This window comes from Dactylosporangium sp. NPDC050688 (genome assembly GCF_040654515.1).
Taxonomy (GTDB): Bacteria; Actinomycetota; Actinomycetes; order Mycobacteriales; family Micromonosporaceae; genus Dactylosporangium.
Window position 1 is genome coordinate 1 of sequence record NZ_JBFAIC010000083.1, and the last position, 15,910, is coordinate 15,910.

General features: G+C 73.0%; 13 protein-coding genes. 5 read left to right on the forward strand and 8 right to left on the reverse strand.

Translation table 11 applies throughout. The annotated features are described in order from the left end of the window. Positions 1-332: 332 nt before the first annotated feature. The gene (locus AB0H83_RS45070) at positions 333-1,409 is read left to right on the forward strand and encodes a pectinesterase family protein (RefSeq protein ID WP_360107781.1); all 1,077 of its coding nucleotides are present in this window, start codon (positions 333-335) and stop codon (positions 1,407-1,409) included. A 537-nt stretch (positions 1,410-1,946) separates the two neighbouring features. On the opposite strand, the gene AB0H83_RS45075 is transcribed toward AB0H83_RS45070, so the two are convergent. Next, complete coding sequence (locus tag AB0H83_RS45075) at positions 1,947-3,140, reverse strand: helix-turn-helix domain-containing protein (RefSeq protein ID WP_360107784.1); 1,194 nt, start codon at positions 3,138-3,140, stop codon at positions 1,947-1,949. A 66-nt stretch (positions 3,141-3,206) separates the two neighbouring features. Here AB0H83_RS45075 and AB0H83_RS45080 point away from each other — a divergent pair, with 66 nt between their 5' ends. After that, on the forward strand, positions 3,207-4,280 hold the full coding sequence (locus AB0H83_RS45080) for a ferredoxin reductase (RefSeq protein WP_360107787.1): 1,074 nt from the start codon (positions 3,207-3,209) through the stop codon (positions 4,278-4,280). A gap of 117 nt (positions 4,281-4,397) precedes the next feature. Continuing rightward, positions 4,398-5,546: an acyl-CoA desaturase gene (locus tag AB0H83_RS45085; protein ID WP_360107790.1), complete on the forward strand. Its 1,149-nt coding sequence runs from the start codon at positions 4,398-4,400 to the stop codon at positions 5,544-5,546. 50 nt (positions 5,547-5,596) lie between these two features. Here the strand turns inward: AB0H83_RS45085 and AB0H83_RS45090 are convergent, their stop codons facing one another. Next, complete coding sequence (locus AB0H83_RS45090) at positions 5,597-5,827, reverse strand: DivIVA domain-containing protein (protein WP_360107794.1); 231 nt, start codon at positions 5,825-5,827, stop codon at positions 5,597-5,599. 50 nt (positions 5,828-5,877) lie between these two features. Between AB0H83_RS45090 and AB0H83_RS45095 the strand changes: the two genes are divergently transcribed. Next, positions 5,878-6,594, forward strand: a complete 717-nt coding sequence (locus AB0H83_RS45095) for a spermidine synthase (RefSeq protein WP_360107797.1) — start codon at positions 5,878-5,880, stop codon at positions 6,592-6,594. Between the two features lie 19 nt (positions 6,595-6,613). Here AB0H83_RS45095 and AB0H83_RS45100 read toward each other — a convergent pair whose 3' ends face one another. Beyond that, positions 6,614-8,611: an endo-1,4-beta-xylanase gene (locus tag AB0H83_RS45100; protein WP_360107800.1), complete on the reverse strand. Its 1,998-nt coding sequence runs from the start codon at positions 8,609-8,611 to the stop codon at positions 6,614-6,616. 148 nt (positions 8,612-8,759) lie between these two features. Here AB0H83_RS45100 and AB0H83_RS45105 point away from each other — a divergent pair, with 148 nt between their 5' ends. Then, on the forward strand, positions 8,760-9,446 hold the full coding sequence (locus tag AB0H83_RS45105) for a hypothetical protein (RefSeq protein ID WP_360107802.1): 687 nt from the start codon (positions 8,760-8,762) through the stop codon (positions 9,444-9,446). A 64-nt stretch (positions 9,447-9,510) separates the two neighbouring features. Here the strand turns inward: AB0H83_RS45105 and AB0H83_RS45110 are convergent, their stop codons facing one another. The 5 genes from AB0H83_RS45110 to AB0H83_RS45130 all read right to left on the reverse strand — a co-directional run bounded on the left by AB0H83_RS45110 (position 9,511) and on the right by AB0H83_RS45130 (position 15,903). Next, the gene (locus AB0H83_RS45110) at positions 9,511-10,281 is read right to left on the reverse strand and encodes an AIM24 family protein (RefSeq protein WP_360107806.1); all 771 of its coding nucleotides are present in this window, start codon (positions 10,279-10,281) and stop codon (positions 9,511-9,513) included. A 10-nt stretch (positions 10,282-10,291) separates the two neighbouring features. After that, positions 10,292-10,969, reverse strand: a complete 678-nt coding sequence (locus tag AB0H83_RS45115; RefSeq protein ID WP_033359534.1) for an AIM24 family protein — start codon at positions 10,967-10,969, stop codon at positions 10,292-10,294. An 11-nt stretch (positions 10,970-10,980) separates the two neighbouring features. Continuing rightward, positions 10,981-12,597, reverse strand: coding sequence for a TerD family protein (locus AB0H83_RS45120; RefSeq protein WP_360107811.1), 1,617 nt, complete (start codon positions 12,595-12,597; stop codon positions 10,981-10,983). An 81-nt stretch (positions 12,598-12,678) separates the two neighbouring features. Next, a complete protein-coding gene (locus AB0H83_RS45125) occupies positions 12,679-14,403 on the reverse strand; it encodes a TerD family protein (protein ID WP_360107814.1) in 1,725 nt (574 codons plus the stop codon). Positions 14,404-14,451: 48 nt separating this feature from the next. Beyond that, entirely contained in the window at positions 14,452-15,903 is a 1,452-nt protein-coding gene (locus tag AB0H83_RS45130; protein WP_360107817.1) for a TerD family protein, read from the reverse strand. Between the last annotated feature and the right edge of the window lie 7 nt (positions 15,904-15,910).

The window sequence follows — 15,910 nt, forward strand, 5'->3', positions numbered from 1 at the left end:
CTGCGGGTGCGCGGGCCTGCGGGTGCGCGGGCCTGCGGGTGCGCGGGCCTGCGGGTGCGCGGGCCTGCGGGTGCGCGGGCCTGCGGGTGCGCGGGGGTGTTGCCGAAGACCCGCCGGGAATGTTTCCCCCTCCCGGCGGGTCGTCACCCGGACCTTCGGCCCTCACCCTGTACCTGACGGACAGGACCGCGCCGGACGCACCGGCGGTGGCGGCCGGCGGGCCTGACACCGCTCCGGCACCTTCCTCACCCGCGCCGCAGTACCTTAAGAAAGCGCATTCCTGCAACTGCGAACCCTTGCGCGGGGCAGCAAAGGTTTGCAAAGCTCGATGGATGAGCTCCCGCCGAACCTTCCTCACCGCCGCGCTGTGCACGGTCGCCGGCGCCGCCGGCAGTGCCGCCGCGGCGCCCGCCGCCGCCTGGCCGGGCCCGCACGCGCCCGCTGACGCCCGGCCGGGCCGGCACGTGACCGTCGCCGCCGACGGCTCGGGCGACTTCACCGGCATCCAGGCCGCCGTCGACGCCGTGCCCGCCGGCAACACCGGCCCGTTCACCATCAAGGTCAGGCCCGGCGTGTACCGCGGCCAGGTGATCATCCCCGCCGACAAGCCACACATCATGCTGCGCGGCCAGGGCGCCGACCCTACCCAGGTCGTGATCGTCGACGACCGCGCCAACGGCACCCCGAAGCCCGGCGGCGGCACCTGGGGCACCTCGGGCAGCGCGTCGGTCACCATCTCCGGCGACGACTTCTCCGCCCGCAACCTCACCTTCGCCAACGACTTCGACGAGGCCGCCCACCCGGAGATCACCTCGAGGCAGGCGGTCGCCGTGCTCACCCGCGCCGACCGGATCGTCTTCGACAACGTCCGGTTCCTCGGCAACCAGGACACCCTGTACCTCAACAGCCCCGACGCCACCACCGTCAGCCGCGTCTACCTGCGCAAGTGCTACGTCGAGGGCGACGTCGACTTCATCTTCGGCCGCGCCACCGCCGTCTTCGACCGCTGCGAGATCCGCTCCCTCAACCGCGGCTCCACCACCAACAACGGCTACGTGACCGCCGCCAGCACGTCGATCGCCAACCCGTACGGCTTCCTCATCACCGACAGCAAGCTGACCAGCGACGCCCCCGCCGGCACCGTCTTCCTGGGCCGCCCCTGGCACCCGAGCAACGACCCCGACGCCGTCGCCCAGACGGTGATCCGCAACTCGACCATCGGCGCCCACATCGGCCCCGCCCCGTGGACCGACTTCGGCACCTGGCCGTGGCGCGACGCCCGCTACGCCGAATACCACAACCGCGGCCCCGGCGCCACGGTCACCCCCGACCGTCCCCAGCTCACCGACGCCCAGGCCACCGGGGCGACGATCGACGCGTACCTGACGGGCTGGCACCCGCAACGCTGATGGGCCCGAAGACGACGACCGGGGGCGACGATCGACGCGTAACCACGGCGCTGGCACCACGGCCCTGACACCACGGCCCTGACACCAAAGGCGCCGACACCACACCAAAGGCGCCGACACCACAGCGCTGGCACCAAAGGAGCTGGCACCACGGCGCCAAAGGCGCTGGGCACCACAGCGCTGGGCACCACAGCGCTGGGCACCACAGCGCTGGGCACCACAGCGCTGGCGCCAAGAGCGCTGACACCGCGGCGCTGGCACCAAAGGCGGAGAGACACCACAGCGCTGGCACCGAAGGCGCTGGCACCGAAGAGCGGATGGCGCCGGCGTCCGTGCCGCTCAACGGGAGCGGGCCGGGGGTCGGCGTCCTGCTTCACCTGACCCTACACCCGGCTTCCAAACCGCCGTACCACGTCGTCACCCGCCGTTGTCACCGCTGGTGGCCGCGGCGCGAACCGCTGATCTCGCCAACGAAGCGCCAATCTCGCCAGCGAACCGCCGAGACCGCCAGCGAACCGCCGAGACCGCCGAACGCGGTCAGGCGGTCTCGTCGCCGGTGGCCAGGGCGACCGTCAGCAGCAGCAGCCAGTTCGGGTCGCGGAGGCGGTCGCCGTACAGCTCGCGCAGGCGTGCCACACGGTAGCGCACCGTCTGCGGGTGGACGAACAGCTCGGCGGCGACCTCGTCGCGGCGGCCCTGGTGGAGCAGCCAGCTGCGCAGGGTCTCGACGAGCTTGCCGACGGTGGAGGCGCGCTCGGCGGCCAGCGGTGCCAGGGCCAGGGCGCGCAGGTCGGCCAGGGCGCGCGGGTCGGCGGACACGACGAGCTCGACGAGGTGGTCCTCGGTGTCCAGGCTGCCTGCGGACGGGTGGAGGCGGGCGACCCGCACGGCCCGGTCGAACGAGTGCCGCGCGAGGGACCACGGCACGGCCGGGCCGGTGACGGCGTCGTGGCCGGCGAGCAGGCGCAGCAGGTGGCCGCGGGCCGGGCCGTGGGCGTCGGGGACGAGCAGCACGGACGTGTCGCGCAGGTGCTCCATGGTGGTCTGCAGGGTGCGCCGGTCAAGGAGGTCGAGCAGGTCGGCAGGGCGGCCGGCGCGGGCGCTGTCGGGCAGCAGGACCGCGGTCAGCGTCTGCGGCAGCGCCCACTCGGCGGCGTCGGCGGCCGCGGCGACGGCCTGGGCCGGCTCGCCGGCCAGGAGGCTCTGCGTGAGCCGGTCGAGGGCCAGGCGGCGGGCCCGGCCGGAGGTGGCGAGCTCGTCGGAGTGGCCGGTGACGCTGGCGGCGGAGAGCTCGTCGATGTACGCGAACGTCAGCTCGGCGAACCGGGCGACGGCCGGGGCCGGCATGCCGGCGGCGACGGTGACCACGGCGAGCTCGCGCCAGGCGACGCGGGCGCCGACCCGGTACGCGGCGAGCAGCGCGTCGAGGCTGCGGCCGGAGCGGGCCTCGCCCCGGCCGAGCGCGTAGGCGCCCTCCATGGACGCGGCGAGGGGGGCGGAGCCGGCCTGGCGGGAGGCGAGGTTGAGGAAGCCGCCGAGGGCGGCCCGCACGGCGAGGGCGATCTTGGCACCCATCTCGCCGGTGAGGGCTCCCGCGTACGCGGGGACCTCGGCGACGATCGCGGCGACAGCGTGGCCGGCGACCTCCGGCAGCGCGTGGCGCAGCGACTCAGCGGCGCCGGGCGGGAGACGGAACGCACCGAGGGCGCTGGTTTTGTCCTCAGCGAACAAGAGTCACGCCTCGATTCACACAAGACGGTCATGATTTTATGCTCCAGACTCCATCATGCTGGATGCATGGCCGCTACCCAAGCCCTCCGCGACGGCGCCTGGCGGGTCGTCGAGCTGCTGACGACGCCGCTCGTCCCCGGCGACTACCTCGACGTGGTCGCGCCGTTGCGCAACCGTGAGGTGCTGCGGGCCAAGGTCGTCGGGGTCCGGCCGGAGACGGACCGGGCGGTCACCCTCACCCTGCGTCCGGGGCGCGGCTGGCGGCGGCACGAGCCGGGCCAGTATCTGCGCCTCGGTGTCGACGTCGACGGTGTACGGCTGTGGCGCGCCTACTCCCTCACCAGCTCCCCCGACCGGCGCGACGGCCTGCTGACGGTGACGGTCACCGGGGTCGACGGCGGCGCGGTCAGCGGGCACCTGCTGCAACGGGCCCGGCCCGGCATGCTGCTCGGCCTGGAACGCCCCGCCGGTGACTTCACCGTGCCACCGCGGCCGCCGGCGAAGGTGCTGTTCGTGACGGCCGGCAGCGGGATCACCCCGGTGATGGGCATCCTGCGCGACGCCGTCCTGCGTGGCACCGCGCTGCGCGACGTGGTGCTCGTGCACTCCGCCCGTCGCGCGCAGGACGTGCTGTTCGCCGCCGAGCTGCGCGACCTGGCCCGCGACGGCCGGATCCGCCTGGTGGAGCGGCACACCGGCACCGACGGGCGGCTCGCCCCGGCCGACCTTGCGCAGCTGGTACCGGACCTCGCCGAGCGCGACACGTGGGCCTGCGGCCCCAACGACATGCTGGACGGGCTCGCCGCGTACTGGACGGACGCCGGTCTCACCGGGCGGCTGCACGTGGAACGCTTCCGCCCCGCGATCGTGGCGACCGGCGACGGCGGGACCGTGACGTTCCTGCGGTCCGGGCCGTCGGTCGAGGCGGACGGCGGCACGCCGCTGCTGGAGGCCGGGGAGGCCGCGGGGGTGCTGATGCCGTCGGGCTGCCGGATGGGCATCTGCTTCGGCTGCGTGCTGCCGCTGCGCGAGGGCGCCGTGCGCGACCTGCGCGACGGGCGCGTCACCACCGCCGGTGACAGCGTGCTGGTGCAGACGTGCATCAACGCCGCGGCGGGCGACTGCCACCTGGACGTCTGATCCCCCGCCGGAAAAGGCTCCGCCGCCCGGCAGAACCCCGCCGCCCGGCAAGCCCCGCCGCCGGACAAGCCCCCGCCGCCCGGCAAGTCCCCCGCCTGATCCGCTGAAAGGACCTTCGTGACCACACTGCAGCGCAAGCCTGTCAACCCGGTCGGCCACCTCACCGCCGAGGACATCGAGGCGATCGGGCGGGAGCTCGACGCCATCCGCGACGAGGTGATCAGCAGCCGCGGCGAACGCGACGCGGCCTACATCCGCCGGGTGATCAAGGTGCAGCGCTGGCTGGAGCTGGGCAGCCGGGGGGTGCTGCTGTTCTCGATCCTGCCGCCGGCGTGGCTGGCCGGCACGGCGGGCCTGGCGGTGGCGAAGATCCTCGAGAACATGGAGATCGGGCACAACGTCATGCACGGCCAGTGGGACTGGATGCGTGACCCGAAGATCCATTCCACGACGTGGGAGTGGGACAACGCCTCGCCGTCGAAGCAGTGGAAGCACTCGCACAACGAGCTGCACCACACGTACACCAACGTGATCGGCCGCGACAACGACCTCGGGTACGGCATCATGCGCGTCGACGAGGACCAGCGCTGGCACCCCATGCACCTGGGCCAGCCGCTGTGGAACTTCGTCAACGCGTGCTTCTTCGAGTACGGCATCGCCGCGTACGACCTGGAGCTGGGCCGCAACCTGGCGACGAAGGAGCGCCGCCGCAGCCCGCAGTTCAGGGCCGGGCTCCGGCAGGTGCTGCGCAAGATCGGCCGCCAGGTGGCGAAGGACTACGTGCTGCACCCGCTGCTGTCGGGGCCGTCGTTCCTGCACACGATCGCGGCCAACGCGACCGCGAACCTGATCCGCAACCTGTGGACGCACTCGGTCATCATGTGCGGGCACTTCCCGAAGGGCGTGGAGACGTTCGAGAAGTCGTCGATCGAGGGTGAGACCCGCGGCGAGTGGTACCTGCGGCAGATGCTCGGCTCCGCCAACATCTCCGGCGGCCGGCTCATGCATCTCATGACCGGCAACCTGTCCTTCCAGATCGAGCACCACCTGTTCCCGGACCTGCCGAGCAACCGGTACCAGGAGATCGCCCCGAAGATCCAGGACCTGTTCCAGCGGTACGGGCTGAGCTACACCAGCGGGCCGCTGCCGAAGCAGGTCGCGTCGGCGTGGGCGAAGGTGTTCCGCCTGGCACTGCCCAACCGCGGCGGCGAGCCCCGCGGGCCGCGACCGGCCCAGCGCAAGCGCGAGCCGGTCGCCGTCGCGTAAAGGCGCGTCGCCGTCGGGGAAAGCCGGTCGCCGTCGCGTAAGAGGCGACGTCAGGTCCTGTCGTCGGAGCGGCCCCTACTGATGCGGCGCAGGTAGTGGTCGACGGCCGCCTTGTCGTAGCCGCGCCAGGTGGCGGAGGGGAAGCTGACGGCGTTCGCGGCGGCGAGGGCCTCGGCCCGCTTGGCCGGGTCGCCTGACGCCAGCGCCGCCGTGGTGCTGGCGACGAAGGCGTCGACACGGGCCCGGTCGTACCCGCCGAACTTGACCGGAAATTCACTCATGTTCCCAGTCTGCTCCCCGGAGCCTCCGGCCGCCACGGTACGGTGCCCCGATGACCCGGCGGTTCGAAGAGCTCGACTGGCAGCAGACCCCGATCGGCGAGGTCAGCCTCCGCCGGCGGCGCGACCCGTCGCTGGACGTCGAGGTGTACGAGGTGAAGCTCGGCGACGAGTACCTCATGTCGAGCCTGTTCACGGCCGCCGAGATCGCCCTGGCGCGGCTGGGCCTGGCCGGGCTGCCCGCGGGGCCGCTCGACGTCGTCGTCGGCGGGCTCGGCCTCGGCTACACCGCGCACGCCGCGCTGCAGGACCCGCGGGTCCGCGAGCTGCTCGTCGTGGACTACCTGGCGGCCGTCATCGGCTGGCACGAGCGCGGGCTGCTGCCGCTGTCCTCGGCGCTGACCGGTGACCCGCGCTGCCGGCTGGTGCACGGCGACTTCTTCGCCCTCACCGCCGGCGACACCGGCTACGACCCGGCGGCGCCGGGCCGCCGCTTCGACGCGGTCCTGCTCGACATCGACCACTCCCCCGAGCACCTGCTGCACCCGGGCAACGGCGAGCTGTACACCGTGCCCGGGCTGCGCCGCCTCGCCGCCCAGCTGTGCCCGGGCGGCGTGTTCGCGCTGTGGTCGAACGACCCGCCGGACAGCGCGTTCATCGCGACCCTCACGGCGGTGTTCGCCGGTGCCCGCGCCGAGGTCGTCACGTTCGACAACCCGTTGCAGCGCAGGCAGTCGGCGAACACCGTCTACGTCGCGCACCTGCCCTGACGCCTGATCCCGGCCGGCGTCAGGTCAGGGCGCAGGTGGTGCCGTTGAGGGTGAACGCGGTCGGGCGGGCGTTGGTGCCGGTGTAGCCGGCGAGGAACCCGAGGGTCACCGAGGCGCCGGCGGTGACGGTGCCGTTCCAGGCGGCGTTGGCGGCGCTGACCGCCCCGCCGGACTGGGTGACCGTCGCGCCCCACGCCTGGTTGACCCGCTGGTCGCCGGCGAACGTCCAGCGCAGGGTCCACCCGTTCACGGTCGTGGTGCCGGTGTTGGTGAGCGTGAAGTCGCCGACGAACCCGCCGCCCCAGTCGTTCGTGGTGTACCGCACGGCACAGGCCGTACCGCTGCCGCCGCTGGACGACGGGGAGACCGACGGCGACACCGACGGCGAACGCGACGCCGAGGGCGACACGGAGGCCGACACGGAGGCCGACACCGAGGGCGACACCGAGGCCGACACCGAGGCCGACTGCGACACCGGCGGCCCCTCCGTCTCGATGGTGACGTCGTCGAGGTACAGGTCCCCGGTCGTGTCGGTGGTCTCCAGGTACAGCGACAACGCGGTCGCTCCGGGCAGGAACAGGTAGTCGCCGGTGAGGCGGGTCCACGTGGTGCTGATCGCGGTGGTGGCGCTGATGTTCTCGTACCGGGTCGCGGTGCCGTTCTGCCGCTGCATGCTCAGCCGGGCGTTGCCCGACCCGGAGGCGGTGCGCGCCCACCCGGTGACCGTGTACAGCTTGCCGGGGGTGAGCAGGTCCAGGACCGGGCGGGTCGGGCCCTGCCAGGTCTCGGTGCGCCCCGAGGACAGGACGCTGCCGGTGCCGCCGTGCGCGGCCGTCGTCACGTGCGTGGTGGTCTCGGCGCCCCGGGAGCCCCAGCCGTCCAGGCCCGCCTCGAACGGGTACGTCACGACCGTCTCGCGGCTCGGCACCGGCGGCGGCGCGGGGACGGTCGCGGTGCCGCCGAGCGCCTCGACCACCGCCGAGTACGCCGGCCTGGCCCGCCACTGCTCGTCGAAGAGCAGGGCCGCGCCGTACCCGGGGAAGAACTCGGGGATCCACGAGTCGACCTCGCCGACGCCCCACGTCGTGACGCCGGTGCAGCCGGTGACGGCGGCGCACGCGCCTACCACCGCCCGGTAGTCGGCGGCCTGCTGGGTGAGCTCGGCGGTGTCTGCGGGCAGCGGGATGCGCACGTCGAGCTCGGTGATCTCGACGGTCAGCCCGAGCGCGGTGAACCGTTCGATGTTCTGCCGCAGCGTCGAGGGGACCTGCCCGACAATCAGGTGCGCCTGCAGCCCGACGCCGTCGATCGGGATGCCGCGGGCCTGCAGGCGCTGCACGAGGTTGTACAGGCCGGTGCTCTTGGCGTTGACGCCCTCGACGTTGTAGTCGTTGATGAACAGTTTCGCGGCCGGGTCGGCGGCGCGGGCGGCGGTCAGCGCGTCGGCGACGTAGTCCTCGCCGAGCCGGGTGTACCAGACCGAGGAGCGCAGCGTGCCGTCCTCGTTGAACGGCTCGTTCACCACGTCCCACTGCGCGACGTCACCGGCGAAGTGCCCGGCGACCCCGGTCACGTGGTCGATGAGCACCTGGCGCTGCTGCTCGGCGGTACGCTCTGCGCTCACCCACGCCGGCAGCTGGTTGTGCCACACGAGGGTGTGCCCGCGCAGCCGCTTGCCGGTGGCCGCGGCGTAGTCGGCGATGGCGTCGGCGGCGGCGAAGTCGAACTGCCCCTGCGCCGGCTCGGTCGCGTCCCACTTGCCCTCGTTGCCCATCGTCACCGAGTTGAACTGGGTGTCGGCGACGTACCGCCACTGGCTGGACGCGAGGCTGTTGACCTCGGCGGCGGTGCCGATGTGAAACCCACGGGCCGTGGCGACCTGGGCGAGGGTCTGCCCGGCCGACGCGGCGAGCGCGGGCAGCACGGCCGCGCTGGCCGCGGCGAGCGCCACCGTGGCGGCGAGGACACCGGTGATCCGTGCGCGGCGGGCCCGCCGCCGTGGTCGTGCGTCGTTCATGCCTGTCGCTCCCAGTGGGTCCGTCGGTCCGGCGGCGCCCACGACAGCACGCCCGGCGCGCCCGGAACAACCGCCCGATGTCCCCGCCCAGGTCGCCACGGCCCGGCAGATGAAAGATGCACGGTCCGGCCGGTGGCATGATCGTCGAGTGAGCTGCTATTTGCTGGAGTTCTCGGTCGGGCCGGGCGGTGCGCGGCAGGGCGACGTGCACGCCGCCCGTGACCTCGGCGCGCTGCGGGCCTCGTTCGAGCGCCGCTACGACGAGGAGCACCTCGCGTACCTCACGCTCTGGTACGGCGCGGTCCTGCACCTGTGGGTGGTGCAGGACGGGGTGCTCGCCGGCGGGTTCGACCTGCATCCGCTGCTGCGCACCGGCGACGACCGGCACGACGCGACGGTCGCCGCGCTGCTGGACTCGCTGCAGGTCGACGAGCCGTGGGAGCTGTTCGACCGGGTCACCGACAGCGGCGGGCTCGAGTGCCTGGACGCGGTCCGCGTCGTCACCCACGCCCTGGACCTGCGGGCCCGCGCGGCGACGGACCCGGCCGCCGCGGCCGAGCTGGAGGCCCTCGACGACGCGATCTGCGACGGGGACGTGCCGCGGGTCTCCGGCCCGCCGTGCCGGCTCGACCTGGACTGGGCGGCGATCGAGGCGCGGCTGCCGCCGCTGCGGGAGCCGCTGCTGCGGCCGGGCGAGCCGACCACGTTCACGTGGACCGAGGCGACCGCGCCGCCGCCCGACAGCTACCTGCGCCACGCGCGCGTGCTGTACCTGGGGCTGAACGACGTCGAGGGTGGCCGGGACGAGCTGGAGCAGCCCGCACCGGCCGGCTGAGCGGCCAGACGGCGCGGTCCCGGGCGGCTGAGGCGCTGCCCGGGACCGTGCCGTTTGCGGGACGTCAGCGGCCCATGCCGCCGAAGAAGTTGTTGCCCTGCATGCCGCCCTGGCCGAGGCCGAACCGGCCGGCGAGGTCGGTGCCGGCGAGCGCGTCGTACGGGGGCACGAGCTCGGCCGGCTGGACCACGACGAGGCCTTCACCGGTGAACTGCATCTGCCAGCTCTCGCCGGTGTTGCCGCGGGGCCGCCACACCGACGAGGACGTGACCGCCGCCTGCATGCTGACCTGCAGGCTCGAGGACCAGGCGATGACCGCGTCGGCGTCGGCGAAGTAGTAGTTGTTGGGGGTGACCCGCATGACCAGCGGCGCGCCGGTCGTGGTGACCGCCACCTTGCCGTTGCCGGTGAGCTCGATGTTGTAGCCGCCGGCGCCGGCGATCTGCACCTGCGAGTCGATGCGGACGATGTCCCAACGCAGCTGGGTCTCGAACGCGAGCACGTTGTTGCCGTCGACGGTGAAGCCGTCGCCGGTCAGGTCCAGGACGTGGATGTCCTGCGCCTGGTTGGCCAGGAACACCGTGCCACTGCCGGAGACCTTCATCAGGTTCAGGCCCTCACCGGTGAAGTGCCGGGTGATGTGCGAGCCCCAGCCCTGGTACTCCGCGTCGAAGTTCACACCGCCCTGGTAGGCGACCATCGCGCCCTTGCGGGCGTAGAACTCGCGCATGCCGCTGGCCTGGCCGAGGGTGGCCTTGAGCATCTTGCCGTTCTGCAGCGTGAAGCGGTCGTTGCTCTGGACTTCCTGGTTGGCCAGGAGGGAACTCTGATACATGTCGGCCTCCTCAGCCACGCACCGAGAACGCGGGGCGCGCGTCCTCGCTCGGCTGCACCATCACGAAACCCTGCCCGGAGAAGCCGAGCTGGAACGACTCGCCGGAGCCGCGGCCGATGAGGCCGCCGAAGCGGGCGGTGCGCTTGGGCTGGATCTGCAGCCCGTCGGTGAAGCCGACGAGCGCGTCGGTGTCCACATAGGTCGGTGCCTCGCGGGTGTCGAGCACGACGGGCGTGCCCTTGCTGGTCAGCGCGACCCAGCCGTGGCCGCGGACGACCACGTTGAACATGCCCATGCCGGACAGCATGCTGACGCCGCGGACCCGCTCGATGTTCCACTGCAGGGTGGCGTCGAACGCGAGGATGTTCTTGCCGTTGACCGACAGGCCCTCGCCGGCGAGCTGCACGACGACGACCTCCTTGCCGTAGTCGGCGAGGTACAGCTCGCCCTGGCCGGTGGCGGTCATCAGCGGCACGCCCTCGCCGGTCGCCCAGGAGCGGGCCATCTGGCCCAGCTGCGGCGGGTTCGGGTTGAAGTCGATGAGCCCCTCGTAGGCGATCATCGAGCCGGTGCGGGCCAGCAGGTCCTGACCCGGCCCCATGATGATCTTGGCGATCTTGCTGCCGTGAAGACTCATCCGGTCCCGGACCTGCGTCTGGCCGTAGTGTTGAAGCAGCGGACCCTGCACAGCGTCCCCTTTCAGACCTCGTAGGGCTGGACCACGACGAAGTGGCCCTGCATTCCCATGAACTGGAGCGCGACGGACTCGCCGCTGGCGCCGGCGTAGATCTGCCGGGACACCCGGACCTGCGTCGACACCGCGACCCGCATGCCGGCGGTCCAGGCGACGACGGCGTTCATGTCGGCGAACGTCGGGCCCTGGCACTGCAGCGTGACCGGCGTGCCCTTGGTCATGACCACGACCGTGCCCTGGCCGCGCACCTCCAGGTGGAACATGCCACCGCCGGGGATGCCCGGGCTCTCGATCCGCTTGACCTCCGTCTGCAGGGTCGAGTCGAAGGCGAGCACGTTGTTGGCGTTGATGCACAGCGCCTGGCCCTGCAGGTCGACGATGTGCAGGTCGGCGGCGTTCTCGGCGAGGAACACCTCGCCCTGGCCCTTGATGGTCATGAGCTTCAGGCCCTGGCCGGTCATCGCGCCCTCGAACATCGCCTTCAGGCCGCCGGAGCCCTTGTACTCGAAGTCGATGTTGCCCTGGTAGGCGACCATCGAGCCGCGCCGCGCGTGGGCGTCCGGGCCGAGGGTGACCTTGACGAGCTTGCCGTTCTGCTTCGTCCAGCGGCCGGTGGTCGGCGCCTCCCGGTACTTCGCCAGGTTGTGCATGACACCGGGCTGGGTCGGCTGCACCTGCGACGGCAGCAGCTCACCCGGGTAGCCGCCGGGCTGCCCCTGCGGCGGGTAGCCAGGCTGCTGCGGCGGGTAGCCGGGCTGGCCCTGCGGCGGGTAACCGGGCTGGCCACCCTGCGGCGGGTACCCCGGCTGCTGCGGCGGGAACCCGGGCTGCTGCTGCGGCGGGTAGCCCGGCTGCTGGGGCGGATACCCGGGCTGCTGCTGCGGCGGGAACTGCTGCGCCGGCGCGGGCGGCGGCGCGAACTGCTGGGTCGGCGCGGGCTGCGGCGGCGCGAACTGCTGCGTAGGGGCCGGCGGCGGCGCGAACTGCTGCGTGGGCGCCGGCGGCGGCGCGAAGCCCTGCTGGGGCGGCGGCCCGCCGGGCGGCGGCGCGAAGCCCGGCGCGGGACCCGCCGGCGCGGCGGCCGGCTCCGGCTCGTCGTCGACGTTGCCGCCGTAGGAGCGGATCAGGTCCGCCAGGCCGCCGGCGAAGCCCTGGCCGACCGCGCCGAAGCGCCAGACGCCCTTGCGGTACAGGTCGCCGATGATGATCGCGCGCTCGGTGCCGAAGTCGGCGCCGGTGAAGCTGTAGCGCATGACCTCCTGGCCGCCGGCGACGATGCGCAGGTAGCCGGACTGCAGCTGGCTGGCGGTGCCGGAGGCCTCGATCGCGGCGCAGAACGACAGCTTCGCGACCTTCTCCGGGACCGCGGGGAGGGTCGCGCGGAACGAGTCGGTGTCGCCGGACTGCGGGCCGAGCTTCTGGATCGAGCCCTCGGGGGACTTCGGCTGGTTGAAGAAGATGAAGTAGTTGTCGTCGACCAGCTTGTCGTCGGCGTCCAGGCCGAAGCACGAGATGTCCCACGTGATCCCGGGAGCGTTCAACTGGATGCCTACATACAGATCATCTCCGGTGGTGAAGGACGAAATCGGGCTTTTCTGCCCCCGAGTGAATGTCTGAGACACGTGCTCTCCTCGGTCACAACGACAGCGCGTCTGCGATCAACTTATAGCGGCACCGCACAAACGGGGTACGGCAGTGACGGATCATTGCCCGTCCGCCTGACGGGCGAGGCGGGCCAGGATCTCCTCGACGGCGGTGCTGCCGGTCGTCACGTCAGGCGTGAACGTCCAGGTCAGCCCCACCCACGGGTCCCCCATGTGGTCGCCGGACAGCACCGGTAGCCGGGCCATCGACCGCCACACCGCGCCGACCAGCGGGCCGAGCGTCGAGGAGTCCGCCGGGTCGGCGACCATCAGCACGTGCACGCCTGCCTCCGGGCCCTCGTTGAGCAGGTAGTGCAGGTGCGCGACGGAGCGCTCGTCGAAGCCGTACGGGAAGTCGTGCAGGACCAGCAGCCGCCGCCCGCCGTCGATGTTGTCCTGCGGCCCGCCGCTCATCGCGCCGGCCCGCATCGCCATCTGCACCAGGTCGACCCGCTCGACGAGGTGCTCGAGCATCTCGCTGAGCGCCTGCGGGGTCGCGGCCACCGGCATCGAGGACCCGCCGCCGGGCGCGCCGCCCAGGTCGAGCGCGCGGGCCGCGGCGCCGCCGCCGGCGAGGTCGGCGACCGAGACGCTGAGCTGGCCCGGCGGGTGCGCGGCGAGGAGCCGCACCACGACGGAGCGGGCCATCGCCACGGCGGCGTTGCGGTCCGCGCCGGTCGAGTCGATCCACAGCGCCCGCATCAGCGGCAGCCGGAACAGCAGCGGGATGCGCAGCTGCGGCGTCTCCGGCACGTGCACGTCACCGACGCGGATGCCGACCGTCATCGTCTCCGGCAGGCGCCAGTCCCGCCACCGCGGGCTGTCCCACGCGGCCAGCGGCGCCGGCAGCGTCGCGGAGAGGCTCGTGAGCTCGGCGACGAGCTGGTCGACGTCGCGGCGGCGGTCGGCCTCGGCGCGCCGCACGAGCTCGTCGTAGCGGCGGTCGGCCTCGGCGCGGGCCGCGGCCGTCTGCGGGGAGTTGCGCAGCCGCGGGTCGTTGAGCAGCTCACCGACCTCGTTGTCGCGGCGCTGCTCGGCGTAGCCGATCGCGGAGCGCAGCGCCGACGTGGAGCGGGCCGCGTCCTGGAAGATCGACCACACCTGCTGGTAGAGCCGCTCCTGCGGGGGCCCGCCGATCTCCTGCACCGGCTGCGGCTGCGGCGAGGCGGCCGGCGCCCCCGACGGGCCCGGGAAGTGCGGCGAGGACGTGCCCGGAAAGTGCGGCGACGGGGTGCCGGGGAAGTGCGGCGAGCCGGTGACCGCGACCGGCGGCGGCTCCTCCTGCTCGACGTCCACCCCGTGCGCGGCGACGAGCTGCGCCAGCCCGCCGGAGTACCCCTGGCCGATCGCCCGGACCTTCCAGGCGCCGCCGCGGCGGTACAGCTCCCAGGCGATGACGGCGCGCTCCTCGCTGAGCCCGCCCATGGTGAACGTGCCCACCTCCGCGCCGGTCTCCTCGACGAGGCGGGCGACCGGCGCGGCACCCGAGCCGAACGTCATGGTGCGGTCGTCGGGGCTGATCACCGCGATGACCCGGGCGACGTCGGCGGGGACCGCGGTCAGGTCGATCTCGACCCGCTGCGCCCCGCCGGCGCCGCCGGTGAGCCACGTCAGCCCGGGCGCCGACGGCTGGTTGTAGAAGACGAAGTCACCGTCGGACCGGACGCGTCCCGTCTCCGCGAGCAGCAACGCCGACAGGTCGACCGCGATCGCGGCGTCGACCATGATCCTGAGCCGCTGCGCCGTCAGGGGCGCGTTCTGCCCCTTGACGAAGACCAGCGTCATTGTTTCCCCTCCCGATGCCGACGGACCCGGACTGCGTGACTGCTGCGACTACAGGAAGCGACCCAGCTGCGGGATCATCTCCAGCGGCTGCTTGGCGTTCAGCGGCTCGCCGATCGCCGTCATCTTCCAGCTGTTGGCGTCGCGGTGCAGCTTCGCCATGACCATGCCCGTGCTCGGCGCGCCGCCGGAGAGCGTATAGCGGGTCAGTTCCGCGCGGGTCGTCTCGTCCACCAGCCGACAGAACGCCGCCTCGACCTGCGCGAAGGTGTGCCCCTCGTACGAGGTCACCACGAAGATGATCGTGGTGACGTGGGCGGGGACCCGGTTCAGGTCGACCACGATCGACTCGTCGTCGCCGTCGCCGGCACCGGTACGGTTGTCGCCGGTGTGCTGGACTGAGCCGTCCTTGCTGCGCAGCTGGTTGAAGAACGCGATGTCGACCGGCTGGTGGTCGGCGAACAGGATCGCCGAGGCGTCCAGGTCGACCTCGACCTCCCGGTTGCCGAACAGGCCGCGCTTCTTCAGCGGGTCCCAGCCCAGGCCCATGCGGACCAGGCTGAGCGACGAGCCGTCCTGCTTGCGCAGCGAGACCCGCTGGCCCTTGCTGAGGTTGACCGGGCCGCCGGGGCCGCCGACCGGCGCGTCCTGCGGCGGGGCGGCGGGCTGCGGCGGCGCGGCCGGCGGCATCTGCTGGGTCGGCTGCCCGTACGCGGGCGCGGCGGGCGGCTGCTGCCCGTAGGCCGGGGCGGCTGGCGGCTGGCCGTACGCGGGGGCCGCCGGGGGCTGCTGGCCGTACGGCGGCGGGTTGTGCTGCGGCACGTTCTGCCCGTACGCCGGCGTCTCCTGCGGGGGCGCGACGTGGGCCGGCGCGGTCTGCGCGGGCATCGTGTACACGGGCGCGGCGGGCGGCGGGGGCGGCGGCGGGGCCATCGGCACGTTGCTGACCGGCGCGGCCGGCGGGGCGGCCTGCGGGGCCGGGGTGGCGGCCGGCGCCGGCGCGTCGTCGACGGACACGCCGTGGTCGCGGACCAGGTCGGCGAGGCCGCCGGCGTAGCCCTGGCCGACCGCGCGGACCTTCCAGTCGGCGCCGCGCCGGTAGATCTCCAGCGCGATCACCATGCTCTCGGTGTCCAGCCCGGTCACCACGTACTGGACGAGCTCGGTGCCGGCCTGGTCGTACACGTGGGCGACGGGCGGCGCGAACTGCCCGAACCGCTGCCCGGTGCCGTCGACGCTGACCACGATGCGGACCTTGTCGACATCGGCCGGGATCGCCGCGGTCGAGACCGCGGCCTCCCACTTGCCGCCGCCGGTGTCGCGCACCGAGATGCCCGGGCCCTGCGGCTGGTTGTAGAAGACGAAGTCGGCGTCGGTACGCACCTTGCCGGCCGACGTGACCAGCAGCGCGGACAGGTCGGTGGCTACCCCGACCTCGACCACGACGCGCACGTCATTGGCGGTCAGTGCGGTGTTCTGGCCCTTCACCAGCGCGGTGGCCATGCTGTGT

Bases quoted from the DNA above. Each gene is read 5' to 3' on its own strand.
- AB0H83_RS45070 (WP_360107781.1), top strand. From the start codon at position 333: ATGAGCTCCCGCCGAACCTTCCTCACCGCCGCGCTGTGCACGGTCGCC.
- AB0H83_RS45080 (WP_360107787.1), top strand. From the start codon at position 3,207: ATGGCCGCTACCCAAGCCCTCCGCGACGGCGCCTGGCGGGTCGTCGAG.
- AB0H83_RS45090 (WP_360107794.1), bottom strand. From the start codon at position 5,827: ATGAGTGAATTTCCGGTCAAGTTCGGCGGGTACGACCGGGCCCGTGTC.
- AB0H83_RS45095 (WP_360107797.1), top strand. From the start codon at position 5,878: ATGACCCGGCGGTTCGAAGAGCTCGACTGGCAGCAGACCCCGATCGGC.
- AB0H83_RS45100 (WP_360107800.1), bottom strand. From the start codon at position 8,611: ATGAACGACGCACGACCACGGCGGCGGGCCCGCCGCGCACGGATCACC.
- AB0H83_RS45110 (WP_360107806.1), bottom strand. From the start codon at position 10,281: ATGTATCAGAGTTCCCTCCTGGCCAACCAGGAAGTCCAGAGCAACGAC.
- AB0H83_RS45125 (WP_360107814.1), bottom strand. From the start codon at position 14,403: ATGACGCTGGTCTTCGTCAAGGGGCAGAACGCGCCCCTGACGGCGCAG.
- AB0H83_RS45130 (WP_360107817.1), bottom strand. From the start codon at position 15,903: ATGGCCACCGCGCTGGTGAAGGGCCAGAACACCGCACTGACCGCCAAT.